This window comes from Nocardia sp. NPDC057663, from assembly GCF_042799895.1.
GTDB lineage: Bacteria > Actinomycetota > Actinomycetes > Mycobacteriales > Mycobacteriaceae > Nocardia.
The window spans coordinates 1-24,311 of record NZ_JBHVHX010000009.1 but is presented as its reverse complement, the minus strand read 5'-3'; the positions used below and the strand labels follow the sequence as shown (position 1 = coordinate 24,311).

16 protein-coding genes and 6 pseudogenes are annotated in these 24,311 nt (G+C 64.1%); 11 read left to right on the top strand and 11 right to left on the bottom strand.

Features of this window, described 5'->3' with window-relative positions; all coding sequences use genetic code 11:
- Positions 1 to 523: 523 nt before the first annotated feature.
- Positions 524 to 710: pseudogene (locus tag ACFVAV_RS20255) on the bottom strand (DUF1269 domain-containing protein); the annotation flags it as partial.
- Between the two features lie 13 nt (positions 711 to 723).
- Between ACFVAV_RS20255 and ACFVAV_RS20250 the strand changes: the two are divergent.
- Both ACFVAV_RS20250 and ACFVAV_RS20245 read left to right on the top strand, forming a co-directional pair.
- Positions 724 to 1,158 (top strand): IS630 family transposase, encoded by a 435-nt coding sequence (locus ACFVAV_RS20250; protein WP_379036517.1) that lies wholly within the window; start codon positions 724 to 726, stop codon positions 1,156 to 1,158.
- A gap of 80 nt (positions 1,159 to 1,238) precedes the next feature.
- Positions 1,239 to 1,538, top strand: a pseudogene (locus ACFVAV_RS20245) (cytochrome P450); the annotation flags it as partial.
- A 105-nt stretch (positions 1,539 to 1,643) separates the two neighbouring features.
- On the opposite strand, the pseudogene ACFVAV_RS20240 reads toward ACFVAV_RS20245, so the two are convergent.
- Positions 1,644 to 1,766: pseudogene (locus ACFVAV_RS20240) on the bottom strand (hypothetical protein); the annotation flags it as partial.
- Between the two features lie 185 nt (positions 1,767 to 1,951).
- On the opposite strand from ACFVAV_RS20240, the gene ACFVAV_RS20235 reads away from it, so the two are divergent.
- Together ACFVAV_RS20235 and ACFVAV_RS20230 are read left to right on the top strand one after the other, a co-directional pair.
- Positions 1,952 to 2,314 (top strand): DoxX family protein, encoded by a 363-nt coding sequence (locus tag ACFVAV_RS20235; protein WP_379036516.1) that lies wholly within the window; start codon positions 1,952 to 1,954, stop codon positions 2,312 to 2,314.
- A gap of 487 nt (positions 2,315 to 2,801) precedes the next feature.
- Positions 2,802 to 3,473, top strand: coding sequence for a TetR/AcrR family transcriptional regulator (locus ACFVAV_RS20230; protein WP_379036515.1), 672 nt, complete (start codon positions 2,802 to 2,804; stop codon positions 3,471 to 3,473).
- 53 nt (positions 3,474 to 3,526) lie between these two features.
- On the opposite strand, the pseudogene ACFVAV_RS20225 reads toward ACFVAV_RS20230, so the two are convergent.
- Positions 3,527 to 4,290 (bottom strand): annotated as a pseudogene (locus ACFVAV_RS20225) (transposase).
- Positions 4,291 to 4,458: 168 nt separating this feature from the next.
- Here ACFVAV_RS20225 and ACFVAV_RS20220 point away from each other — a divergent pair.
- A pseudogene (locus ACFVAV_RS20220) lies at positions 4,459 to 4,776 on the top strand (helix-turn-helix domain-containing protein); the annotation flags it as partial.
- Between the two features lie 14 nt (positions 4,777 to 4,790).
- Here ACFVAV_RS20220 and ACFVAV_RS20215 read toward each other — a convergent pair.
- Positions 4,791 to 5,882, bottom strand: a complete 1,092-nt coding sequence (locus ACFVAV_RS20215) for a CSLREA domain-containing protein (RefSeq protein WP_379036514.1) — start codon at positions 5,880 to 5,882, stop codon at positions 4,791 to 4,793.
- A 348-nt stretch (positions 5,883 to 6,230) separates the two neighbouring features.
- Between ACFVAV_RS20215 and ACFVAV_RS20210 the strand changes: the two are divergent.
- Positions 6,231 to 6,497: pseudogene (locus ACFVAV_RS20210) on the top strand (hypothetical protein); the annotation flags it as partial.
- Between the two features lie 146 nt (positions 6,498 to 6,643).
- Here the strand turns inward: ACFVAV_RS20210 and ACFVAV_RS20205 are convergent.
- Entirely contained in the window at positions 6,644 to 7,021 is a 378-nt protein-coding gene (locus ACFVAV_RS20205) for a hypothetical protein (RefSeq protein ID WP_379036743.1), read from the bottom strand.
- A 252-nt stretch (positions 7,022 to 7,273) separates the two neighbouring features.
- Here ACFVAV_RS20205 and ACFVAV_RS20200 point away from each other — a divergent pair, with 252 nt between their 5' ends.
- A complete protein-coding gene (locus ACFVAV_RS20200; RefSeq protein WP_379036513.1) occupies positions 7,274 to 7,453 on the top strand; it encodes a hypothetical protein in 180 nt (59 codons plus the stop codon).
- Positions 7,454 to 8,257: 804 nt separating this feature from the next.
- On the opposite strand, the gene ACFVAV_RS20195 is transcribed toward ACFVAV_RS20200, so the two are convergent.
- Positions 8,258 to 10,003, bottom strand: coding sequence for a recombinase family protein (locus tag ACFVAV_RS20195; RefSeq protein ID WP_379036512.1), 1,746 nt, complete (start codon positions 10,001 to 10,003; stop codon positions 8,258 to 8,260).
- A gap of 884 nt (positions 10,004 to 10,887) precedes the next feature.
- On the opposite strand from ACFVAV_RS20195, the gene ACFVAV_RS20190 reads away from it, so the two are divergent.
- On the top strand, positions 10,888 to 14,523 hold the full coding sequence (locus tag ACFVAV_RS20190; protein WP_379036511.1) for a P-loop NTPase fold protein: 3,636 nt from the start codon (positions 10,888 to 10,890) through the stop codon (positions 14,521 to 14,523).
- A gap of 273 nt (positions 14,524 to 14,796) precedes the next feature.
- On the opposite strand, the gene ACFVAV_RS20185 is transcribed toward ACFVAV_RS20190, so the two are convergent.
- The 4 genes from ACFVAV_RS20185 to ACFVAV_RS20170 all read right to left on the bottom strand — a co-directional run bounded on the left by ACFVAV_RS20185 (position 14,797) and on the right by ACFVAV_RS20170 (position 20,616).
- Positions 14,797 to 16,470, bottom strand: coding sequence for a recombinase family protein (locus tag ACFVAV_RS20185; RefSeq protein ID WP_379036510.1), 1,674 nt, complete (start codon positions 16,468 to 16,470; stop codon positions 14,797 to 14,799).
- Between the two features lie 1,065 nt (positions 16,471 to 17,535).
- Complete coding sequence (locus ACFVAV_RS20180) at positions 17,536 to 18,318, bottom strand: thermonuclease family protein (protein ID WP_379036509.1); 783 nt, start codon at positions 18,316 to 18,318, stop codon at positions 17,536 to 17,538.
- Between the two features lie 350 nt (positions 18,319 to 18,668).
- Positions 18,669 to 19,247: a hypothetical protein gene (locus ACFVAV_RS20175; protein ID WP_379036508.1), complete on the bottom strand. Its 579-nt coding sequence runs from the start codon at positions 19,245 to 19,247 to the stop codon at positions 18,669 to 18,671.
- A gap of 1,096 nt (positions 19,248 to 20,343) precedes the next feature.
- Positions 20,344 to 20,616, bottom strand: coding sequence for a hypothetical protein (locus ACFVAV_RS20170; RefSeq protein WP_379036507.1), 273 nt, complete (start codon positions 20,614 to 20,616; stop codon positions 20,344 to 20,346).
- 241 nt (positions 20,617 to 20,857) lie between these two features.
- Between ACFVAV_RS20170 and ACFVAV_RS20165 the strand changes: the two genes are divergently transcribed.
- Complete coding sequence (locus ACFVAV_RS20165) at positions 20,858 to 21,007, top strand: hypothetical protein (protein WP_379036506.1); 150 nt, start codon at positions 20,858 to 20,860, stop codon at positions 21,005 to 21,007.
- A gap of 353 nt (positions 21,008 to 21,360) precedes the next feature.
- Here ACFVAV_RS20165 and ACFVAV_RS20160 read toward each other — a convergent pair whose 3' ends face one another.
- Positions 21,361 to 22,038 carry a TetR/AcrR family transcriptional regulator gene (locus ACFVAV_RS20160; protein ID WP_379036505.1) on the bottom strand — a complete coding sequence of 226 codons (678 nt, stop codon included), beginning with the start codon at positions 22,036 to 22,038 and terminating at the stop codon, positions 21,361 to 21,363.
- 71 nt (positions 22,039 to 22,109) lie between these two features.
- Between ACFVAV_RS20160 and ACFVAV_RS20155 the strand changes: the two genes are divergently transcribed.
- The gene (locus ACFVAV_RS20155; protein ID WP_379036504.1) at positions 22,110 to 22,613 is read left to right on the top strand and encodes a VOC family protein; all 504 of its coding nucleotides are present in this window, start codon (positions 22,110 to 22,112) and stop codon (positions 22,611 to 22,613) included.
- Positions 22,610 to 24,118 carry a hypothetical protein gene (locus ACFVAV_RS20150; RefSeq protein WP_379036502.1) on the top strand — a complete coding sequence of 503 codons (1,509 nt, stop codon included), beginning with the start codon at positions 22,610 to 22,612 and terminating at the stop codon, positions 24,116 to 24,118. Before ACFVAV_RS20155 ends, ACFVAV_RS20150 begins: the two co-directional genes overlap by 4 nt.
- The last annotated feature ends 193 nt before the right edge of the window (positions 24,119 to 24,311 follow it).

Below are 24,311 nucleotides of genomic sequence, written 5' to 3'. Positions count from 1 at the left end.
AACACGGCGGTGATGAGGTTGCACCGTCGCCCGATCCGGGCGATCCGCGCCACCGATGGGGAGATCACGTCGTGCAGAAGAACACCATCTGATGTTCGAATCTTGTTACACGCCAGTCGATATCGCACACCTGCTACGGCACAGATACGGTCTGCCGGTCGAGCTCACCGCCGACCGCGCGACCGTGGTGTGCGGACCGCGAATCGGCGCGCTCGACCTCCCATCCGCACTCGGACGTCGAGTCCTTGCGCTACTCGCCGATACCTGTCCGCCCGTTATCGGCGATCAGCGAGATACACAGTGGACCTTTCTGATCGAGCCGGTGATGCCGTCGAGCGCTCCGCGATTCGCCGACCTCGGAGTCGTCCCCCGCAGAGCTGGGCGACGGATACTGCTCCCCATGTCGGACTCCGGCTTCGGCTCCCGCTGGGCATCGCGGCCGAGGCCCGGCCCGCTGCACCTGCCCGCAGGATCGGAGATCCTCGACGCGATCGAATGCTTGAACACGGTGCCGTCGTCTCACCAGATGGAGGTCGGCGATATCGATTCCGGTCAGCGATCCGTCGAGGTCTTTCCGGATGAACGCCAGATCGAGCACCCGGACGATGCCGCGCTCGACGAGGTCGCGCAAGAGAGGCAGCGCGGAACCGTCCGGCGGCCGGGCGGGGGGGGGGGGATTCGATCACGAGATAGTCGCACGGGATCACCACCCTGTTCGCCGCCTTGAACGTCGCCACCGGTGAGGTGATCGGCCAGATCCACCGCCGCCATCGCGCCATCGAGTTCAAGAAGTTCCTGACCAGGCTCGACAAGCAAGTGCCCGCCGAGTTGGACGTGCACTTGATCTGCGACAACTACGGCACCCACAAAGCGCCGATCATCATGAAATGGCTTGCGGCACATCCCCGCTTCCACATGCACTTTACCCCGACCTACTCCTCCTGGCTCAACGAGGTAGAACGCTGGTTCGGCCTGCTCACCGACCGGCAACTCCGCCGCGGCGGCCACAAAAGCGTTGCCGCACTGGAGAAATCGATCCGCGACTGGGTCGACGCATGGAACGACAACCCCAAGCCGTTCGTCTGGACCAAGACCGCCGACGACATCCTGGAACGCCTCGCTTCATACTTACAACGAATTCCCGGCGCAGGACACTAGAAGCGAAGTCCAAACCATCATCAAATGGTTGAAGTGGTTGCGCAGCCACGGAACAACGCTCGCCACATGCAGGCAAAGCGATGTCGACAGCTGGCTCGCGGACGGAGCCTGCAGACGCTACGACATACGCATCTTCGTTCGATGGTCGGTCAGACGCGCGCGCCCACGACCTCGCCGTCCGGATTCGAATCAGCGCCACCGAGCGGGCGGTGTTCCCTGACGCCGACCAGCAGTGGGCCCTGGCGCGGCGTCTCAACGGAAATCGGGCACGCTGGCCCGACCCCAGCGAGTTCCGGCTGGACCGCCCCGCGTCCGCCCCGCATCTGAGTTTCGGCGCCGGTCCGCACGCCTGCCTCGGTGCCGCGTTCACCAGGCTGCAGGCAGGCATCTATGTCGAGGTTCTCGCCGACCTCCCACCCGCGCGAGTGCTCGAGGATCAGGCCGTTGACGAGGGTGAGCAGGTCCGCGGCGTCGGCTTCGGGCATCGGGGATCCGGCGCCGCGGAGCTCGACGGCGAAGGCCGCTCGCTGCATGGCTCCCCATTCGTCGAGGCGGGCCCGCAGGTGGGGGCGGCGCGCGACTTCGAGGAAGGATTCACAGCGAGCGATGCTGGACTCGCGGTCGCTGGCCAGAGTGCCGGTGACCTACTCGGCTAGCCGCGTAATCCGTTGCGGAACAGCAACATCGGGTAGCCGATCGAACAGTGTGCGGACCTCCTCGACGTGCCGGGCGGCCAATTGCCGCAACACCTCGTCGAACCAAGTTCGCCGTCTTCGCCGCGACCACCGGCATTGTGCTGACCGAGTCGGTGGTGGGCGCGTACTGGGATCTGGCCCGCATCCCGTACGTCGAGGAGACCTTCGCCGGGCTGCGCTACCCGATGTACTTCGCGACGATCCTCGGCGTGGCCAAGGTGGCCGCGGTCGCCGCCCTGGTGGTGCCGGGATTCCCGCGACTGAAGGAATGGGCTTACGCCGGACTGTTCTTCGTCTACGCCGGCGCGGCCGCCTCCCATCTCGCGGTCGACGATCCGACCGCCAACACGGTGTCCCCGCTGGTCTTCGCGGGGCTGACGCTGGCCTCCTGGGCGCTGCGCGCCCCGGCCCAGCGCGACCCGAAGCCGTTGCCCCGCGCGCTGAAGTTCCGTCGCGCGTAGTTCCGGTGGGCGCGGACGAAGGCGACCGCGCCCTACATTTGTGTACGACTGAAAGTTAGGAAGAAACAACGTCTTTCGATGCTCTGCGCAACGCGGTCCGTGGCCGGGTGTTGCTGCCCGGCGACGAGGGCTTCGACGGCGCCGCGCGGTGGCCGCGGTAGTGGAGGCCGCCGACGCCGCCGACGTGGACCGCGCCGACCCACATCGCGACCGCCGCGGTATCAGTCCTATCCATGTCAGAGCCTGCGCGGTAGCGGGGCTCGACAGCTGGCCCGCCGCGCGGGTGTGCCGCTGATCCTGGACTCGGCGCAGGCCCTCGGCGTCAGATACCGAGGCCGCTGCCCAGCCGGGCTCGATCAGGTTGCCGATCACGGTGCGCACCTGGTCCACGGTGATCGTGGCGCTGAGGCGGCAGACCCCGATCCGTGCGGACCGGAGTCTCCTTTGGTCTGCCGAACCGGCTCTTCACGCCAGGCGCGCGCCTGATATGAAGGTGCAGGTGGGACGTAAGAAGTTGCTGGAGCCGACCCTGGCGGAGTTGCCGCACGGGCCGCATGGCCTTGCTCGTGAGCTGGTTACCGGGTCGCAGCGGCAGCGGCTTTTGTACGGGGTGACGGTCGTCGTCGCGGATCGCGGCTATCTCACTGTGACGATCGCGGATATCGCTGCGGCGGCGAAGGTTTCGCGCCGGACGTTCTACCAGCACTTCCCGGACAAGGAAGCGTGCTTCCTCGCCGCGGCCGAGACGGGCCGGGATCTGATGATCGAGCATCTCGAGCACGTGATGAGGGAGGTATTCGCCGGACCGGTGGAGCCGTTCGAGGCACTGCGGCTGGGAATTCGCGAATACCTCACCCTGTTGCGTGACGAACCGTCGTTCGCCCGCTCGTTCTATCTGGAGACCGCCCCGGCCGGGCCGCGCGCGATCGAGTCGTTCGAGCGATGCCAGCACTGGTTTGCCGGGTTCATCCGATCATGGCGTGCAGCGGCAGGCCCCGTTGATCCATCGGTGCCGGACGACGCGTATCTGGCGGTGACCGATGCGACCAACGAGGCCGTCCGCAGGACCCTGCGCGCCGGAGGCGACTTGCTCGAGCTCGAGGACATGGTGTTGTACATCCACCGCACGCTGCTCGGGCTGGAAATCCCTGCCGGCTAAGCGATGTCCCGTAAGTCTGACTCGGAGACGGTGACGGGGCCACCGGCCACGAGTCAGCAGGCGTGGGCGAGGTTGGCCAGAGTCGCCACCCCGGCCATCGCGACACCCACCCCGTCACCGCGCAACCGGCAGTCGCGCAAGATCTTCCAGGTCTTCATCCGAGCGAAAGCATGCTCGACGCGAGCACGGACCCTGCGATGGGACTTGTTGTGTGCCTGTTTCCATTCCGGCAGCTCGACACCAGGTGACCGGCGGTGCGGGATGATCAAGCCGGTCCCCTGGTAGCCGCCATCAGCGATCACCACTGCGTTGCGGCAGGCATCGGCCGCACCGGACTCGGTCCAGGCTCGGCAGTCGTTGCGGTTGCCCGGCAACGGTCGCCCGAGCGCGACGACGAGTTCGGTGTCGGCGTCCGATCACGACCTGATGGTTGGTCGAGTACCGGTAGTTCTTACTCTGGGCGGCGACCTTGTGGTCACGGGTCGGGACCAGGGTTCCGTCCACTATCAGCACCGCACCACGCGGGAACCGGGCCCGGGGCCGTAGCGCCAACGCCGGTCCAAGGTCCTCGATCACCCGGGCCGCGGCCGACTTCGAGACACCGAACACCGCCGCGAGTTGGCGCATCGTGAGGTTGGTTCGCCAGTAGGTGGCCACCAGCAACACCCGTTCTTCGAAACACAACCTCCAGGGCCGGCCCCGTAACGGCCGGTCGGCGCCTTCGCGCCGCAACCGGGTGATCAGGCGAGTGAACGTGCGTGGCCGCAGCCCGGAGAACAACTCCACCATCACCCGGGTCAGACGCCGAGATCACCACCGGCGACACGATACCCGTTGCCGCTCAACGACTTACGGGACATCCCTTAGGTGTTGTGGGTCATGAGGTTGTTGACGCCCGGGCAGGGGTGAGCTGAGGGGACGGGTCTCCCGGCGGCAGGATGGAAAACACCACATCCTCCGTCCGCTCGACCGGAAAGACCCGTCCGTGACCCACCGTAATGCCCCGCTGTCCATCGAAGGCCGTCGCCGCCTGGTGCAGCGCTGCCAGACCCGCCCGATCGCTCACGTCGCCGCCGAGATGGGCATTTCACGTCAATGCGCCTCGAAATGGGTCAACCGGCACCGCCGATTCGGCGAGTTGGGCCTGGCCGACCGCTCCAGCACGCCTCATCACCAACCCAGGGCCACATCAGCCGAGGTGACCAACCGGATCGAGAAGATGCGCCGGAACAAGAAATGGTCGGCCAGACGAATCACGCACGAACTACGTTGCGACAGTGCCGATATCGCGGTCAGGACCGTCATGGCCTCATACAGCTAGGGCACGACTTTGTCGCCCGGCCCGGTGAGGTCGCAGGAATTGTCGTCGCTGGTGTTGCCGCCTTCGGAAACAATCCTCGCGAACACCTTCGCGCAGTTGGCCCGAACGGTGTCGGAGGTGTTTCCCCGGATGGTGGAGTTCCGCAATATCACGGTGCCCACTGGAAAATTCACCACGTCCGTCACCTGCTGTGGAAGGGTGTCGAGGTAGGCGGGCGCCACGTTGATGCCACCACCCGCGTCCGAGGCGCTGTTTCCGGTGACGGTCGCACGATCGAAAGTCACCACGCCCCGGCCCCGGACGTCTACGCCGCCGCCGCGTCCGGCGAATCCACCCGGGCGGTACCACACTTCGGGATTGACCACGCGGTTGTCGGAGATCGTCGAGTCGGTGAAGGTGCAGGTGTTATCGCATCGCACGCCGCCCGCCTCGCCGGATGTGTTGCCGGTGATGGTCGTGTTTCTCGTCTGCAGGTCCGACCCCGGCACGTTGAAGATCCCGCCGCCGTACCCGGCGCTGTTACCCCGGACCACGACATCGTCGAGTACGAGATTCGACGAATTGGAAATTCCGCCGCCGCCGGTGTCGTAGTACGGGATCTCATGCTGCGCGGTGACTCCGCCGGTCACGGTCGATCCCGTCAACGTCACGGGCGCGGAGATACTGAGCACCCTGTCGATCCCATTGGCATCCAACACTGTCCGGTCGCGGCCCGCGCCACGCAGTGTCGTCGGCGCGGTGAGGTTCAGGTCTCCCGTGGTCGGATCCGGGTTGCGGCCCTGCACTTTCTGTGGGTCGGGCGGGATCGTCAAGATGTAGCGCCCCTCAGGCACCACGACTGTGCTCCCCGGCCGGGCATTGGCCGTCTGAACCGCCGCTCGCAGTGTGCAGGTGCCGGAGGCAGTACGGCATAACCCGCTTTGTGGATCGGCCGCGACGCCGTCTGCTGTGGTGTCGACCGTGATCACCGTGGGAGAACCGGGTGTGTTGTCGGCGTAGGCCGCCCCGGGAAATCCGCCTGCGGAACCAACGATCAGGGCTGTGATGGCGACGGCGCGGGCCGCCGCGGGGGATGTGCTCGTCCTCATAAAGTTACTGATCCAATTCACGAACATCGAGTGAGGTACGCCCGCGTATGAGTGGGGTACGCGAGCGTCTACCACTATGTCGCAGAGTGGTGCTCCTCGGGCGTGTTTCCGGAAATCCGTTTCGGAGTTACGGATTCGCCTCGCTCGGCCCGGCGCTGATCCAAGATCGACCGTGCGATGCGCTGGAAGGATCGTGCAGACCACCGAGGCCGTACACCGCTCAGGAGCTGATGAATGGACTTGCACACCAAGCCGTAGTCCACGCGGCACGGACCGGGCGGGGTGTCCACGCGGCCACGGCCAGCAGTACGGCGCTCGCAGCGGTCGTAACCGGCAGGAAGTCACTCAGTGGTACGCAGCACCGTGACCGCGACGGGCGACGATTCCGAAGACGAGCGGAGGGCAGCGGTGTGGACGGAGGTACGCGCAGCGGACCTCCGGTTCGTGCTCGACGCACTGGAGAACATCGACTGTGGTCAGCTATCCGACGTCGGCGCTGCAGGGTTACTTGCCGGTCGGCTCGATGTGGATCGCGCGGCGGTGGCCGGTCACTCGCTGGGTGGTGCCGCCGCGCTACTCGCCGCCGCGCAGGACAACCGATTCGACGCCGCGATCAACGTGGACGGCCTTCCTCGCGTAGCTTTCCAAGGGCGGTCCCCCGTCCTTGCCCTCGTGTCGGGGCAGGGAACCGGCAGCACTGATGGGGATGAGCGCTATGCGGATGCGCTCGGGCGGGTGCTGGCCACCGCTGCCGAACCCAGCTACCGGCTCACTGTCCCTGGTGCGGCGCACCTCGGGTTCACCGACGCAGGCGTGTCGCCCCAATCGGCTTGTCGCCGTGGGATTCCCGCATCGTCGAGGATTCGACCCAACAGCGCGCCGTGGCGTTGCTCCTCACGGATGAACAGGTCGATGACATCGCGATACGCGGGATCGTCGGTGGCGGCGGCGAATCGGTCAGCGGACGCCGCCAGATGCCGTCCATCCGATGTTTCGCCGAGCTGCCAGGCCTGGAGCGACCGGCGAAGGGGTGCCATCTCGGCGGGAGATGCCCCGACCCCGTTCGATTGCCACGGAATCTCGCGCTGCCGGAGCGCATTCTGCTGAAAGTAGGCGAGCCATTCCTCGGTGGAACGCACCCTTCGCTCACCCACCCGTTCACCGATCGCTGATGTCGCGCTCTTCGATTCCCGCACAGCTTCCCCCTCTGCTCGCCTCCAGTCGTACCCGAAGCGGGAGTTCGCCGCCAGCGGACCCTGTCCGCGACCGACGCCGAGTCACCAGGAAGCGCTGTTCCCAGCAGCTGACCCGGTGATGGTGGAGTTGTTCTCCGGGCTGCGGCCACGCACGTTCGCTCGGCTGATCACCCGGCTGCGGCGCATGAGCCGACGTTGCGCAAGCAGCTTCGCGTCGAGACCAACGAACCTTCCGTGCAGGTGAAACGGGTTCAGCTGAACTCGCCGATGGGCGCCGTGAGGCTGGCCACGCCGCATTCTCGGCAGGCCGCGGAGGTCAAAAACGTGGGGTTTGTGTGGGAATTGGCCGAAAAACGTCAATTCTCCGAAAAGTGAAACCCCCTCCGACCCAGGTCAGAGAGGGTTTTCACTGTCGGGCTGACAGGATTTGAACCTGCGACCACCTGGCGACAATTCCAGTGTCCTGGAGCATGCTCAAGATTTCTCAGTACTACCTAGCACCAATATCTTTCGGGATGCTGCTGCGCTCACCAGTTCTCACAGTTCCGGTCAAAACTGTGGGGTTTCTGTGGGGGCGCGTTCAGGCGTTGATCGACATAGGGTGGGCATCGCCCCGCGACGTGGCGGTGGCGCGTGGGCGAACGGGGAAGGCTCGCTCGACCGGTCGACCGGTCGAGACGAGCACGTCGTCCACGAACGTCGAGTCCATTGCTCTATCCCGGATCTCAGCGGGTTCGCATGGCTGACGTGTGCCAGCGGGTGAAACGATGTGTTTGGGGGTTCTGCCGAATAGCCCATAGGCGAGTCGCATCCGATTCCAGCTTGCGGCACACCCACCACGTCGGGAGACAGGCGATCATCGTGGCTGGCGCGCGGGTTGGCACGGAGATGAGGTGGGAGACTTCAAGCTTGGCTGTGTGCGCCACGTGCTTGAGTGCGCTCGAACACGCATAGTTCCTGGAATTGGCATGTTGGGCACGGATCTGTGTGCAGGAGGGGACTCCCGGCTTCTCTACCGGGGGGAAACGCGCGGGGGTTTCTGACGGTCAGGTCAACCCGGGGACACCATCAACACGACTGCGCCTCGGCATGCGTGTGGCGTGCTCTTCTGGGTGAGTAGTGCTGCCTGCCGGTACCGATGGAGTTGCCGATCTCGCAGAATCAATTTGCGGGCTCAGCTTAGAGGTGCCGCGATCGTCTATCCAAGGCGAGGCACCGGCTACTTGAGTCACCGTCGTCTTCGTAGCTCGACGTCTGTGGATAGCGAGAGTGTCCCCCTCCGGACACGTTCTTTACGCACACGGATGGTATCGCTTCGGCGATCACCATCCGTGTGTTTTCGTTGTAGGTCGGTTTCAGGCCGAGTTCCCGATACAACTGATATTTGTCGGCAGGATCGGCTCGGCGGAGGGCGTTGAGTAGTCCGCGCAGGGAGTCGACGAGGCTTCGGATCTCCTCCCGGTTCATCGGCGAGTGCCCGATCACCTGCTTCTCCAATGCGGCGAGGCGGCTCTCGGTAGCTTGCTTCTCACTGAGGACCTGTCCGGTCCAGGATGCTACGAGCTGCGGATCGGTCCCGGCCTCGAGTGCCTGTCGGTAGGTCGCAAGTTTTCGGTTCTGCTCGGTGAGGAGGCGTCGGGTCGCCTCGACCTCGGGATGGTTCGGTGGTTGCGCATCAGCAAGGCTTGCCAGTGAGTGTTCGATGTGTTCTGGTGCGAAGGTTTGCGCTAGCCAGTGGTCGAGGGGTCCGACGATCTGGTCTTCGCGGAGGTAGACGGTAGGGGAGTGGTCGATCTTGTTGGCGATCGCGTATTCGGAGGGGTAGCGGCAACGGTAATGGGGTTTGTCGTGGTTCCAGTTGCCTTGCATCCGGCGGCCGCAGGTTTCGTGGAAGATGAGTCCCTTGAACACGTAGCTGTGCCTGCTTTGTGAGGTCACCCGGGTAGAGGTCTGTCCGCGTGATGTCAGCAGGAGCTGGGCTTGTTCGAATGTCGGCCAGTCGACGAGTGCTTCGTGTGCAGGCTGGTCGGAGAAGATCCACCGGTCTTTGGCATTCCAGGCCAGCCGGGTTTGGTGTCCGAGTGCGACGTCGTCGACGTCGATGAGTGATTCCTGCTTTCGCTGTTTGTTCCAGGCCTCGTAGCCGGTGTAGCGCGGGTTGGTCAGGATCGCTCGTACCGCGCTCTTGGACCACGCGATACCCGATCGGTGCCGGTTGCGGGCGGGGTCGTGGGCGGAGGGGCTGGCGATATCGTCGGACGTGAGCTGCTGGGCGATGGCGAAGGCGCCCACACCGGACAGGTAGCTTCGGAAGATTCGTTGAACCACGGGCGCGGCAACAGGATCGGGTTCGAGCCGATGGAGTCGCTTACCCTCCGCTGCCTTGCCAGGGTGCGGGTGTGGGCCGGCATCGGCCAGCTGGTACCCGTAGGGTGGCCGGCCGCCAAGATAGCGTCCTTCGATCCGGGCTTGTGCTGCCATGGCGGCGCGGACGCGGATCTTGATACGGCTGCGTTCGCCCTTCGACATGCCGCCAAAGACGGACATGATCAGGTCGTGGGCTTCGGAGTCGGGGTCGATCGGTCCGCCGACTTCGGGCACCCACAGCTGCACTCCGTAGTGGACGAAGACGGGGAAGGTGAGTCCGAACTGGTTGCCGTAGAACGCGCGTTGTGGCTCACCTATCACGATGGCGTCGAACCCGCGGTGGGGGTCGCGCAGCAGTTGCAGCAGTTTGTTGGCTTCCGGGCGGCGCTTCCACGGGATCGATCGCGACTGGCCGATGTCGAAGAACTCGGCGACGATCCTTCCGTGCCCCTCGATCAACGCTTCAGCACGAGCAAGCTGCCAGCTCCGCGAAGTCTCTGGGTCTTGTTGGTCCTCGGTGGAGACACGGCCTAAGAAGGGAAAGCTTGCGAGAGTCATCAGCGCTCCAAGTTTCCGGGATCTTAGTGGTGGCATGCAGCGTGTCGTAGAAGACACAGAAGTGTTCTTGCGGCACCAAAATTCAGGACAGGCAGCTTGGTGGGAGCTCGAACCTACAGGGTTGCGTTCGCCCGGAGAAGGCTCGTCCGACCTGAACAGCGAGTCCGATCAGCTGGATGCGGTTTTTGGCTCTTCCTACGTCGATGAAACCGGAAGTGTTTCTGGCGCGCCATATCTGGCAGCGGCCCGTACTCGGCGTGCTCAGGGACCGATCGGGACTCCGCGAGCGGTCTAGCTAGAGGCGGGTCGGCTGATGCCAATGATCTGGTCGGTTACCCTCCGTGCTCGGAGGATCCGACGCCAGCAGCCACCGCGTTTCGCAGCTGTCGGTGGCTGCGGCCGAATGTCGCGGCGGCCGCCTATGGGCAGTCCGTCGGGCCGACCCTCAAGTGATGTCGTCGATGGTTGGTTCAGGCGCGGGCGGGGTCCTGGATCGGTTGGCGGTCGGCCCGGTGACGGGACGTGACCCCGTCGTCGACGTGTCCTCATGGTGGACCGTCGAGTGTCCGACTGCGGCAATCGCTGTGTGTCGGGAACGGACCCATGTGAGGGGATGCTCGTGGGTATTCGTCGGGCTGAATCCTGCCCGCCCAGGAGAGCTCGGGTGATGGCTATGCCAGTGTTCCGGCGGTGCGGTTAACGCTGTCACCCTACTTTCAGCATGTTGACTTGAGATCGGTGGGTTGAATCCAGTCATCTTAGTATTGATGGGATGATTCTATTAGCTCTCGTCGACGTACCGTTTGTATCGCGGACACGTACCAAGAGTTGTCGACCGATCTCCTGCGGAGCAGATAATTGCGGTACCAGGAGGAGGCGAGATCATGGCATCCAGCGGTTCCGAGGCTGCTCGCTGGGACGGTGCGGACGACGCGGCGCGCCGGTTCGAAGAGAGCGGGCCGTTCCGTGACGAGATCGAACGGTCGCGATCCGACAGCGAGACGGGCATCGTGGGCGACCGGGATGACATCGAAGCCCGGGCAGACCGGCTCCTGTCCAGTGGTGCTGTCCCTGCCAGTGTGGTCATCCAACTCGCCGCGTCGGATGTTGCCTCGACGTTGCCGTCACTCGAGCGAGTAATCGCAGCCTCGGATAACACCTCCGCTGCGTGGGTGTCGCGCGCCGCACGGGCCGCGCAATGCGTCGCCCGTCTTTCACTTCGCCGCATGGGCAGGGAAGTGCCCATAGGGACGGGGATCCTGGTCACCCGTCAGCTTCTGCTGACAAACTGGCATGTCCTTCCCGACAAGGACACAGCTCGCGACGTGGTCGTCGAGTTCGATGCCGAGGAAGGCCCCGACAGCGTGCCGAAACCGACGAGGCGATTCCTGTTGAATCCTGACTCGTTCATGGTGAGTGATCGGCACTTGGACACCTCCTTGGTCCTCTTGCATCCGGACAATGAAGGAGAATTTCCCGGTGACAGGTTCGGGCGCCAGCTGCTGGTCCCGATCCGCGGTTCGGTCCTGGTCGGGGAGAATCTGAACCTGATCGGGCACCCGTACGGTCGCCTCAAAGAGCTGTGGACCCGGGGAAACCGTTTGGTATTCGTACTCGATCAGTTTGTGCAGTACTACACCGATCAAGGCGTGGCCAACTCCGGTTCCCCGATATTCAACGACCAGTGGGAAATGGTGGCGCTGCATCACGCCGGTGTGCCGAGACGTGACGAGGCCGGCCATGTTCTGCGGCGCGATGGCACACCGTGGCGGGAGGGCGATGATGACGACCAGATCGACTGGGTTGCCTGCGAAGGGATCCGAGCCGACGCCATCGTGTCCTGGCTCGACACGATCACACCGTCACTACCCGAGTCCGCTCGGGTGCTGCTGTCGGAGTTGAGCAGTGCGACCGATTCCGGTGGCGTGACAGCACCGGCACCGTCCCCGCACGCGGCCGGCGATTGGTTTGCCGCGCTCGCCGACAGCAATCCATTGGTCGGTCAGCTCATCGAAGAGGCGCAACACCGTCCCGAAGACTTCCGTGACGCTGACAGCGTGCAGAACCGCATGATCGACCTGGTCGCGAATCGGTACAGCGAACTGGATCCGCAAACCGCGCAGCTGTTTCGCCGGGCAGCGCTGATCGACACAGAGGGACTGGATGCGGGGATCGCTGCGCGGTTGACCGACTCCGACCGCACCGAAGCGTCGCGCATGCTCGATCTACTGGCCGGTCAGGGCTTGATGGTCGAGCGACCTGACGGCCGCGTGTACTTCACGGACGAGCCCGTACAGCGGTTCGCGGCAACAGAGTTGGCGAACAGAGAGGAGGAGGAAGCGCGGCTTGCGCTCCAGCAGGAAGTACATCGTTGGTTATCCGGGCGCGATCATCTTCCGGAGCCGAGGTTGGCGCGTGATTTCTGGACTACCGAGGACGAGCTCGAGCACGCACCCTATGCCAACGCGATCGCATCGTTCATCCAGCACGAATCGACTCAGCCGCCCCTGACCATCGGGGTCAAGGCCCCGTGGGGCGCTGGCAAGACCTCGCTCATGCGGATGGTGCAGAAACGGCTCGATCCAGGCGTGGGGGAGGACCCCTTCGGTACGTCGCCACCGGGCGCCCGCACTCCGCGCCCCATACAACTCGACCCAACGTCACGAGCGGTTCTGATGGAAAGGCCGTTCCCTGATCGACAGCGGTCCTGGTTTCGCCCCTGGAGAAGAGAAACGGCGGCGCAGACTGAACCGGTGAGCGTTCGTGAGGCGCTGTTGCAGGCTGAGGAACCCCTCGGCGCCGCAGAGCGGATTCCCCTGCTGCGCGCCGAACAACGTGGCCAAACCAGCGGCCTCGATCCCAAGGATTGGCGTGCGACAGTCTGGTTCAACCCCTGGATGTATCAGAGCGGCGAACAGATCTGGTCTGGACTCGCCCACGAAATCATCACTCAGATCACCGCGCGCCTGCCGGTCGGAGACCGCGAACGATTCTGGTTGAAACTCAACCTCGCCCGGATGGACCGCGGCGCCGTCCGGCGCCGCGTATACCGGACGATCCTAGAACGGCTGCTGCCGGTCGCGTTGGGCGTGGCCGCAGGAATCGTTGTCGCCTGCGTCGCCGTGCTACTGGCCAAGATATCCGGATCGAGCATTCCACTGGGCCCCACGACGAGCGGGATCGTCGCGATTGCAACCTCAGTCGGGGTCGTCGGCTCGGTCATTCGCACCTATGGCTTCTTCGGCCAAGCTGCAGCTGGGCCACTGGGCGGGCTTGTCCAGGGCCCCGCAGCCGGAGGGGTCGGCCGCATCGCTGGGGAGGAACTGAAGGGGACACTAGACCTGTTTCCAGAACCCGGCTACGGACCGAAGTCGGGGCTGCTCTACCTCGTTCATATGGACATGAAACGAGTCCTCGACCTGGTCGCGACAGGGGATCGTCCACTAGTCGTTTTCGTCGACGACCTCGACAGATGCACACCCGGCACCGTCGTCCAGGTCATCGAAGCGGTCAATCTCTTTCTCGCCGGTGAGTTTCCGAACTGCGTCTTCGTCATCGCGATGGAACCACGAGTCGTGGCGGCTCACATCGAGGTGGCATACAGCGATCTCAACACGGCCCTCCAAGTCGGCCACGCACGGGGCGACTGGGCCTCCCTCGGCTGGCGCTTCCTGGAAAAGATCATCCAACTGCCTCTGAGCCTGCCTGCTCCCCAAGGTTCGGGCGGCATCGGAAACTACGCCCGAGGCCTGCTGCAAGCCAACAGGCCCAGCCCACCGACTGCCGCTGCGGCGTTCGCTTCGGACCATCAGCCAGAGCCACGGCGCCGTGAGGATGCTGACGTCGGAGCGAACGCGCGGATCCATGCGCAGCAGTCGCGGGAGCCGTCGGCCGATGCCGCAGAGCGAGACCGCCCTGGCATGCTCGACCTGGATCTTGTGCGACGGATGACTGCCGAGATCCGGCGCCGCACGCCTTCACCCACAACTCTGCCGGAAGCGGCTCGCGCCACTCAACAGCTGCTGATTCCGAACGCTCCAACTGATCCTCTGCGTCCGGAAACCATTGCCGCTGTGGAGGCTGTTCTCAAGGACCTTTATCGCGACGCCGATGCGGCGGACGCCATCGCGGCAGCGCTGCCGAGTCTTGCCGCGACGACCCCGCGCGAGATCAAGCGGTACATCAATCTGTTCCGCTTCTACACATTCGTCGCGCAACGCCAGCGTCTTGACGGGCGTATGGCACCGTCGGCTGAGCAGATAGCGAAACTTGCTGCGCTGGCTATCCGTTGGCCGCACCTGGTTTCGCTGCTCGGGCCATCGTCGAACGACGTGGAACATCCGCTGGAGGTGCTCGAGCAGGCGAGTCGTGACGACACACGGTCATGGGGCCAGGTACTCGCCGTCGCGGGGCTGATAGCTCTTCCTGCCGAAACCGATCTGCCGATGTGGTGCACGGATCTCCGGAATTTCCTGGCGGCAGGCCCCCGGATCGGGACGTTGGCTGCCCGACTGCTCTGAACAACCAGCAGTCTGGCCACCGCGGTGTCGCCGCAGATCTCGACGTGCGGGGAGCGGGAGCCCACGCTGGACTGTCGGCGCTGTGCTCGCGGTGAGGCACAGCTTCTCAGCATAGTTGGTTCGCCACCTGATTGGCCGGCTGGGGGCTTCGCGCATCAGATATGACTGGAGTCGGTGCGCGACCAACAAGGTATTCCCTGACCTGGCCTACAGGCACGGCCAAGGATCGGGGCACCGTTGATCGCGCTTTGAGACCTGGTTCACCAGGTAGGTTCACCGGTGGGGAGCGCGGGACGCTCCGGGCAAGTCCTTTCTTTCCATGGATGCAGGTGCTTCGGCGATCACCGTCCGTGTGTTCTCGTTGAAGTACAGTTTCAGCCCGAGCTCTCGATACACGTGATGTTTGTCGGTGGGGTCGGCCCGGCGCAGGATGTTTAGCAGTCCGCCAAGGGAATCGACGAGGCTGCGGATCTGCTGTCTGGTCATCGGCGAATGTTCGACCGGTTGGCGTTCCATGTCGGCGAGGCGGTTCTCGGTCGCTTGCTTCTCGGCGAGTACCTGGCTTGTCCAGCCTGCTACGAGTTGCGGGTCGGTACCTGCTTCGAGCGCCTCACGATAGGTTGCCAGTTTGCGGTTGTGCTCGGTGAGTAGTCTGCGTGCGGCTTCGGCTTCGGGATTGCGCTGTGTTTGAGTGCTCTCGAGTAGTGCTAGTGAACGCTCGATCTGCTCCGGTGCGAAGACCTGGGCCAGCCAAACGTCCAGTGGGCCGTCGATCTGTTCCTCACGCAGGTACACGGTGGGGGAGTGGTCGATCTTGTTGGCCGTCGCGTACTCGGAGGGGTAGCGGCAGCGGTAGTGCGGTTTGTCGTGGTTCCAGTTGCCTTGCATCCGTCGCCCACAGGCTTCGTGGATGATCATGCCTTTGTAGATGTAGGTGTGTTTACGTCGCGGGGTGACACGTCCAGATGTCTTCGGGCTACGCCCTCCCAGCTCGCGTTGCACAGCGTCGAACAATTCACGGGTGATGAGTGGTTCGTGGGCAAGGTGGTCGGAGAACACCCACTGTTCCTTGGCGTTCCAGGCGAGGCGGGTTTGGTGTCCGAGTGCGACGTCGTCGACGTCGATGAGTGTTTCCTGCTTTCGTTGTTTGTTCCAGACCTCGTAGCCGGTGTAGCGCGGGTTGGTCAGGATCGCTCGCACCGCGCTCTTGGACCACGCGGTTCCCGAGCGGTGCGGGTTTCGCGCTCGGTCGTGTGCTGATGGGCTGGGGATACTGTCGGCGGTGAGTCTCTGAGCGATGGCAAAGACACCGGCGCCGGTCAGATAGGTGCGAAAGATTCGTTGAACGACGGGAGCTGCGACGGGGTCGGGTTCGAGGCGGTGCAAGCGTTTGCCGTCGGCTGCTTTGCCTGGGTGTGGGTGTGGGCCGGCGTCGGCGAGTTGGTAGCCGTAGGGTGGTCGGCCGCCGAGGTAGCGTCCTTCGATTTTGGTTTGGGCTGCCATGGCGGCGCGGACGCGGATCTTGATGCGGTTGCGTTCTCCTTTGGACATGCCGCCGAAGACGGACATGATGAGGTCGTGGGCTTCGGAGTCGGGGTCGATCGGTCCGCCGACTTCGGGGACCCAGAGCTCCACTCCGTAGTGGACGAAGACGGGGTAGGTGAGTCCGAATTGGTTGCCGTAGAAGGCTCGTTGGGGTTCGCCGATGACGACGGCGTTGAACCCGCGGTTGGGGTCGCGTAGTAGTTGGAGCAGTTTGTTGGCTTCGGGGCGTCGTTTCCAGGGGATGGATCGTGATTGGCCGATGTCGAAGAACTCGGCGACGATCCGGCCGTGTCCTTCGATGAGTGCTCCGGCGCGGGCGAGTTGCCAGTTCCGGGAGGTTTCGGGGTCTTGTTGGTCCTCTGTCGAGACACGGCCTACGAAGGCGAAGCTCTTGGGGGACATCACTGTTGCTCCTGACCGGAGTCCGGCCAAGCGCAGGCTGTGTTTTGGATGAGAAGTAGAAGCGCTGGTGCCGCAGCTGAACTGAGCTCAGTCTGGGTTGCGGGGGCTTGAACTACGACATCGTCAGGTTGGCCCGGTGTGGGCTTGCCGGATTCGTTCGGCGAGTCTGACGGTATGCATGAGTTGGTGCACGACATGACGAGGACCTCCAGGTCCCCGATCAGTGGCTCTTCCAGCTCTATTAAACCGGAACCTCTATTGCTGCGCCACATCTGGACGTATACCTCGGCAAACTGTTCCGCCGGACTTCGGGCCCACGCGTCGTGGGCCCGCCGGAGCTGCATGCCATCAGTCCTGTCTCATGTCTACTGCCGAACCCGTGACTTCGTGGAGTGGGCATAGACAGGTGTGTACCTTGCGGCGACGGCCTGGTGCGAACGCTGCCGGGTTCTTCCTCGCAGCAGCTCGGGTGGGTTCGCGGCGCTAGCCCCGTTACGCGTACACTTTGAATCGCCAGTCATTTAGCTTGTATCAAGCCTGTGTGCGGCCGATTACCCAATCGCGAACGCCCCGAACTCATCTGAGCGAGGGGCGTTCGGCATTGGCCTATCGGGCGTGGCCTGACCATCGGCCGTCTACGAGCCGGTCGAGGTTCGGGCATCGAGGCCTTGGCCGCCGGTAAGTACTTCTTGCTGGCGGCCAGCAGGGAGTCGGTTGTGGTCTGGGCGTCCCTGGATACAGCAGCCCTTGCAGGTCATGAATCCGGCACAGCGTTTCCGCAGGTTCCCAGTGATGCCCGACAGTTCCCAAGATTTCCCTGTTTTCACAGGTAGGCGGCTAGTTAGTGGCCCCGAAGCCGCTTGTTACTTCCCTTGAGTTCCCTTGAGTTCCCGCGCGTTCCCGGATGTAAATCGCAGAATCACGCGCCTAGCGGGCGCGTCGTGTGGGATCTGGATGGTTGCTCGACGAGGTCAATGGTGCGCTTGTGTCCGGCCTTTGTGCATTGCCGGAATCCTGGCGTCAGGCCGGGAGAACGGGACTCCGGCCGCTGCGCGTCTTGTTTGATCAGTCGGCGTCGACGAGGCGTGGGGCCGGGATCAGGTTGAGATCAGCGATGGCGGCGCGGACATCGCCGGGCCAGATCCAGAGCCGGTAGACCGGGTCGATGTCGATGTAGTCCTCGGGGCCGTGGAGTCGGCGGGTGCGCATGTCGACGCAGTAGCGTTGCCGCCAGCTGTAACGGTCCTTGGGTGTTTTCCCAGCCACGATCGTTGCGGCGATGTCGTAGAGCTTTTCCACTGCCCGGTACTCATAGGCCGGCATCGTCAACGACTCGCCCCAGATACCCTTGCCTGCGGTGACCGCGCGGGCGGCGGCGTCGAGGAACATCGGCAGGTCCGCCTCGCCGGGGATGGAGGGGTAGATGATGAACGGTGCCGCCCATCCCTCGCGCACCAGGTCCAGGTTGAACGTGGCCCGCTGGGCGCGGGTCATTCCCGCGCGTTCCTCGGCGCTGTAGTTGGGGGCGAGGTAGGCCAGCAGCCGGCCGTAGTTGTCGAAGGGTGCGTCCGCGGTCCGGACGAACACGCTGCGATCCGCCTTCCCGGGGCGGTGCAGGCGGTCGGCCATGTTCTTTTTGGAGAAGGCCGAGGCCTTCTTGCCCTGCTCAAAGTGCAGGGTGCCCGCGTTACCGGTGCCGATCTTCGATCGCAGGTACTCCGCGTAGCGGCCGGTGATCGGCAGGTCGTCGCGTTGGCCCAACCATTCGGCGAGCTGAGCGAACTGTTGATCGACCTTTTCTGCGCCCTCGACCGTGCGGGCGGTGGTTTCGGGGGTGTCGATCGACAACATCCGGATCGCCAACGCCAGCTTCGGGGAATCACCGTCGCTGGTGTCGGACTCCACCAGTGGTTTGGCTCCGCGCGAGGGCACGGTGACCCCGACTGGTGACCACAACACCTCGATCGGATCAACCATGCTCACGCGCCTCCTCGGCGTCACGCGCAGAACAACTTCCACGCCAGCACATCGTAGGTGTGCGTGCCACCACCAGGTCAGTTGTTCGGCGACCTTGCGGGGAACACCGGGAGAAACTTCTGGCTGGCCCCGACACTGCAGCTCATCTACCAGCCCAGATGAATTGCCCCCTCTGGGACTTGAACCCAGACTCGACGCGTGCGCAGTCAATTCCGTCGCCGCTACTCGCTGACGCGTTCCCGCGTCCCCTCGATCACTGCGTCCACGCAGTGCTGCAGCACCATCATGTCGAGCGTGAAAACCTCATCTAGATCGACTTCCGCCGGGTTGTCGATCGTCGTGTACACCACGATGCCTGCCCAAAACCGCTTGATGGCCTTCAGGATCTCCACTGCCTCGACGAACAGATCGGTGTCGAGCCGCTCGTCCGGATCGACGATGTACTTGATGAGTTCGTGGGTGACCGCGTGCCGATGGTCGTAGATATCGTTCAGCCGATCCGCCTGCGCCATGGTGATGGCTTCGGACTTGACCAGCCAGAGCAGCGAGGCCCGAAACTTGTTCTTCGGCGCCAGAGCCAGCACGTTGCGCTGGTAGGCGTCCTCGTTGACGATGCCGCGGCCGGAGTCATCGCAGCCCACGCTGTAGAATTCTCGAACCTCGTCAAGCACAACCAGTTTCAGCCGCTCATGGATCATCTGGAGCAGGCTGGCGAACATCAAGGCGAACCGGATGTTCTCTGGCTGCAGCTTGGCTTCGACTGCCCGCTTGTATCCCTCCGGATCGTCGGTATATCCCACTGCATCAGTGTGCCGAAGCTGGCGGTGATCGGCATCAGAATTTCGGTGGCGGTCATAGCCACCGAAACCCCTTTGGTCAGCTACGTGTCTGAGACCGGTACGTCTTCACTACATCCTCCCGGATCCGGCCCCTGGACGCGGTGTAGCCGTGCTGATGCGCCGACGCAGCCGAATGACCCTCGACCCGTACGGAGGCCAGATCGTCCGGTGTCGCGAGGGCGGGGGCCGATTCTCGCCATGCAGAAAGATCCCAACGACTCCCGGTGTCGGCGAAGAGGTGATGATGCCGGCCAGGCGGAGGTTCGCAGGAGGAGAACTGCAAGCCCTTGCCTGATGAAGACCCTGGTCTCCGCGCCTCCACCGCCGATCTGAGCGTTCTGTTGACTTGGGTGAGCCCGGGTCGCAGGTTGGCGCCCCCGGCAGGACACGTACAACATGGGCAACTGGAAAACGCCTGGTCATCGTGGGTTCCTATCCGATCTGACGATCGCGGTCTGCCGGTACGGATAGGTTTCTGGGTCCTATCTTCGATGTGCCCGCGGCGGGGCATGTCGAAGATGGGAACGTGAGGACCTGAAGATCTGCTCTGGTCGACTGGTTGTCGAGGTGGATTTCGCACTTGGTTGAGCGGAGATGCACAAGCTCCGGGCCGCTTGAGATTGCCCGTCTCCCGCACCGACCTGCAGTCGGCTCACCCAGCCTGGCCCAGAAGTGCCGGTCGACGGTGACCCCTGCAAGCAGAAACGCCAGACAACAGCGGTTCGACACGGCCATCTCATCGACATTCGCATCGATGAGTACTGGGCACAGTGGCATGGAGGCGGGAACTCTTGTCTGTGTCGTGCCGATGGTGCCCGGGCTGCGCTGTCGAACGGTGCACCGTGGCGGTCAACTCGTACACAGGTTGCGCGGGCCGGTAGTCCTGCGCGTACAGCTCGGCCTCGGCTTAGTCCTGATGCTGCTCCGGTGTCCAGTGTGCTTTCGGGTCGCCGCCCCAGGACAAGTCGCGGTGCTGTGCGCTGTCGTCCATGAATCTGAACCTCCGAAACGAAATTTGGGATGCTGCCAACCACGCGACCAGCCTACGAAGCTGTAGCTACGGCTGTCGGCTCACCACGAGTGCACGAAGCTGCTCACGCGCCGCGGCCGCGCGACTACCGTCGAGTTGGGCCTCGAACTCCGATCGTGCCTGCTCGACCACGTCGGCCGGCGGATCAGGGGCTCCGGCAGCTATCAAGTTCAGGGCGCGGCTGACCTCGATATCGAACGGCTCAGACGAAACCCGGAGACCACGAACCGCGGCATCCAATGAGGTTTCGAACCGGCGGCGAAGCTGCGCCGCCGATAAAGACTCTGGTTCTGTCCTCACGGTGCTTTTCCTCCATCAGCAGCTTGTGCAGGACTTCAGCAGCTCGCTGGCATTGTTCTCATTGATTTGACCCGCGTGTTGTCAATGTGAGGGCTCAGGAGTTACTTGACCGAACGTCATCATCAGATGCTTGACCCCTGGTCGGGGTCGCTCCTTTGCCAGTGACGTAGAGACGGGTGATCGGCTTCGTGCTTCGGCGCGGTCGGACGGCGATGTCTTCTTCACCGTGCAGGATCCGTAGGTGGGTGTCTTCGATGACGACTGTGACGAGTTTGCCGCGGTGGCGGGGTCCGAGTTTGATGCGTTGGCCCGCGACGAGGATGCGCCGCTGCCGATCGGATCGAGCGCATCCCCGTCGAGGACAAGCGGATCCGGGATATCGAGCGCGTGAGATTCGGCGACCATGGCCCAGAGTGCATGAGAAAGATCTGACACGAGTTGTTGGACACTCGGGCCGTACGTCACGTTTTCTCGACAACTCATCGGCGATGTTGTCCTGGGCCTTCGGTTGTCAATGGTCGAAGTCGTTTGCACGGATGACCGAAGTGGTCGGCACGGCCTGGTCGGAGCGGTCCCGTAGCTTCTGTACACGGGTTCTGACCCGATCGAGGGTTCGGGCGACCTATGGTTTCACGAACGACAGTGCGGCAGAATGGTTCTGGGTCGAACATGATCGTTTTCACCCACTGCCTGCGGTGTGCGGCATGAAGCAAGTCGTGGAGATCCACGAGCGGGGTGGGCAGGTCATGGCTGCGGCTCGGCTGGGTGTGATGGGGTGGTTGCGAAGTGCAGCCAGGTGTCGTGCAGCCACTGCTGGTAGGTGGCGGGGTTCCAGCCGAGGGTGCGTGTGAGCAGGATGTAGGTTTCGGCTTGCCCGAGCACGCCGACGGTGGCGATGATCCAATCCAGGTCGGCATCGGGATGTAGCAGGCCATCGGCGTGCATCTGCCGCCAGATTCCGGCGATGTTGTCCTGGGTGGCGGTTCGTCCGGCGTGGGCGGCCTGCGCGATCAGTGGTTCGCTGGCTTCGGCCTGGACGGCGACCGCGATGAGCGGGGCGACGCGCTCCATCAGAGCCCGTGTTCCGGGCGCGTAGGCAGCGATGCGATCATGCAGGGTGGGGGCAGTCCCGGCGCGCAGATACCAGTCGCGATGGGCCAGATCGATGTGGTGGGCATCGCCGACGATCGCCACGTCGATGGCGCGTTTGAGCAGCTCTGCTTTGGACCCGAACCGCAGGTAGACCGTGCGCGATCCCACCTTGGCGGCGTCGGCGACCGCCGCTAGGGAGGTCGTGGCATAGCCATCAGCGATGAACAGCCGGGTGGCCGCGTCGATGATCTTCTGTTCGGTCTCGGCCTTGCGCGCATCCCATAACGGCGAGGTCTTCTTGCCCGCCGGACCCTTGACACCCTCACTCATCTACCGCATCCTTACTGCATCGCTACAGTAGCACTGCATCATTACATAGCCTCTGCAAAAGGATAGCAGCGATGGTTCCCACACTCGCCGGGGTACATCACCTCAAGCTCCCCGTCTCCGATCTGACGCGGTCCATCGACTGGTACCGCACCCGGTTGGGCTATAGCGTCGGCATCGAATTCCACGAGCAGGACACCCTGATGGGCGTGGCCCTGCACCACCCGGCCGGCGGCCCGATGCTCGCTCTTCGGTACGACCCGGAAAAGGCCGCGGCGGCAGCGGGATTCGACTACTTCTCCATCGGCGTGCCGGACAAGACGGCGCTGGAAGCGCTCGCGGCGGACCTGGCAGATCTCGGGGAATCCCACGCCGGGGTGCATTTCGCCACGATCGGCTGGATCCTGCCCGAGCTACACGACCCCGACGGCCACGAAATCCGCTTCTACACCATGGAATCCCACACCGAACTCGGAGACCAGCGCCTGGTCATCACCGACCCCCGCGAAACCGCCCACAGCGATCCTGCACCGGCCGTTCGCACTTCAGCGGCCGAAACTCGGCGGATGAAGCCATGATCTCATCGACCCACAGGACAGTCGCCGCTCGCATCAGCGTGGCGCTTCTCGGCGGGAGGCTGTTCGCCGCTGTCCCCGGCCAGACACAGGCCGTCGATGACTGTAGAGCGCGGGTCTCAGCCCACCGCTATTCGACCTCGGAGGCCATGACGATGGCTGCAAACGCAACAGTGACAAGGGAGAGCGAGAGGCTTGGACGACGGGCGCGTCGAGCCCGATTCGCCGCGCTTGCGCTGCTGGCGCTGCTGGCGCCCCTGCCAGCGCCGGCGCTGGCAGCGACGCCCGCGCCAGACGTCAAGATCGAGATTGTCGGGCTGGACCCGAACGACAAGAGCAAGGTCATCCTCCGTGCGACCAATGTCGGCCCCTCGTGGTCCCAGAACACGTCGGTCAAGGTCGAGGCGATCCCACCGGAGGCCGGCGCGCCGGTGACGCTGCCAGTCAACAACCTCAACGTGCCCGGGAGTCCGGACTACAACAAGAACGACCAGTATTACGACGAGGTCGACGACGTCGTCTACAGCCTGAAAGCCGCCTGCCAGCCCGGGGTCAAGGTCCGGGCGACGCTCGAGACAGCGAAGGCGTACGACGGAACGCCAGAGACGAACCTGGCCAACAACACCGTCGAGCGCGAGCTCTGCCCGGCCGGCGGCAACACCAACGCGGGTATGACCCCGCTCGAGTCGAAGCCCGGCGCACCGGCCGATCGGCCCCGGCCGGTCCCGAATCTCGCCCCGTTCTCGATCCCGATCACAGTGCCCAGGACAGGGCCGGCGCTAGAGCCGGCCGGCCCAGACTTCAAGTCACCGGGTCAGCACACCCTCACAGTGGGCGTGCGCACGTCCCGCTTCGCCGCCCAGCACAATATATTCAGTGACTTCTGGGGTGGCTGCGGCAGCTACAGGACATTCCCCGGGCCGATGCGCGGCCATGTCGGGTTCGCGAACACCGAGCTGCCCGACGGCTCGCGCTGCGGCGCCATCAACCTCCAGGTGGCGCTGGACTTCGACGACGGCTTGCTGCGGCAGATCCGTAACGCCAGGATCGACATGGCCACGCTGACCTACGAGGAGTCGCAGGGCGCGTCGTGCCCGCTGGTGGTAGGCCAGGTCACGCCCTGCTGGAGCAGTGGCAGCGGCCGGGTAGAGCACAAGCCGAACGGCTGCGTCGAGATCAAGCTCCCGACGGTGGACTGGGTCAATAGCCCGCCGCCTGGCCTGATCCCGTACTCGACCAATCCGAAACCGGCAACGAAACGTCTGGATCCCCGCGCATGGGACGTGACCGAGCCATTCAGCTGGCAGCTCAACCCGCGCAACCGGCCGCTTATGCCCCCCGGGGCGCCGGACGCCCCAAGCGGCTTCGGGTTCCTGATGGCCGGCGCGATCCACATCGACCAGCTCGATGGCAACGACAACACCGCCTGTATCTCGCAGGTGTCCAACGTCAGCCTGCGCGTCACCTACACCATGTTCCCGGACGGGCCCCCTCCGGTCGTGAAGTAGCACCCGCCCCTACTCAGCAACGCCAATCCGGCAAACCCCTCGACGGTCGAGATAGTCGGCACCGAGGTCTGTGAAGGGGTTTGCCGGTGGCACGCACGTGCCAGACGACGACGCCTAGTTTGTGGGCGACAGGTGCGCTTCTTCGGCACCCACGCCTTCAGGGCCGGTGCCTCAAGATTCCTCGGAATCGTGG

Bases quoted from the DNA above. Each gene is read 5' to 3' on its own strand.
- ACFVAV_RS20160 (WP_379036505.1), bottom strand. From the start codon at position 22,038: ATGAGTGAGGGTGTCAAGGGTCCGGCGGGCAAGAAGACCTCGCCGTTA.
- ACFVAV_RS20155 (WP_379036504.1), top strand. From the start codon at position 22,110: ATGGTTCCCACACTCGCCGGGGTACATCACCTCAAGCTCCCCGTCTCC.
- ACFVAV_RS20195 (WP_379036512.1), bottom strand. From the start codon at position 10,003: ATGACTCTCGCAAGCTTTCCCTTCTTAGGCCGTGTCTCCACCGAGGAC.
- ACFVAV_RS20150 (WP_379036502.1), top strand. From the start codon at position 22,610: ATGATCTCATCGACCCACAGGACAGTCGCCGCTCGCATCAGCGTGGCG.
- ACFVAV_RS20190 (WP_379036511.1), top strand. From the start codon at position 10,888: ATGGCATCCAGCGGTTCCGAGGCTGCTCGCTGGGACGGTGCGGACGAC.
- ACFVAV_RS20185 (WP_379036510.1), bottom strand. From the start codon at position 16,470: ATGTCCCCCAAGAGCTTCGCCTTCGTAGGCCGTGTCTCGACAGAGGAC.
- ACFVAV_RS20215 (WP_379036514.1), bottom strand. From the start codon at position 5,882: ATGAGGACGAGCACATCCCCCGCGGCGGCCCGCGCCGTCGCCATCACA.
- ACFVAV_RS20230 (WP_379036515.1), top strand. From the start codon at position 2,802: ATGAAGGTGCAGGTGGGACGTAAGAAGTTGCTGGAGCCGACCCTGGCG.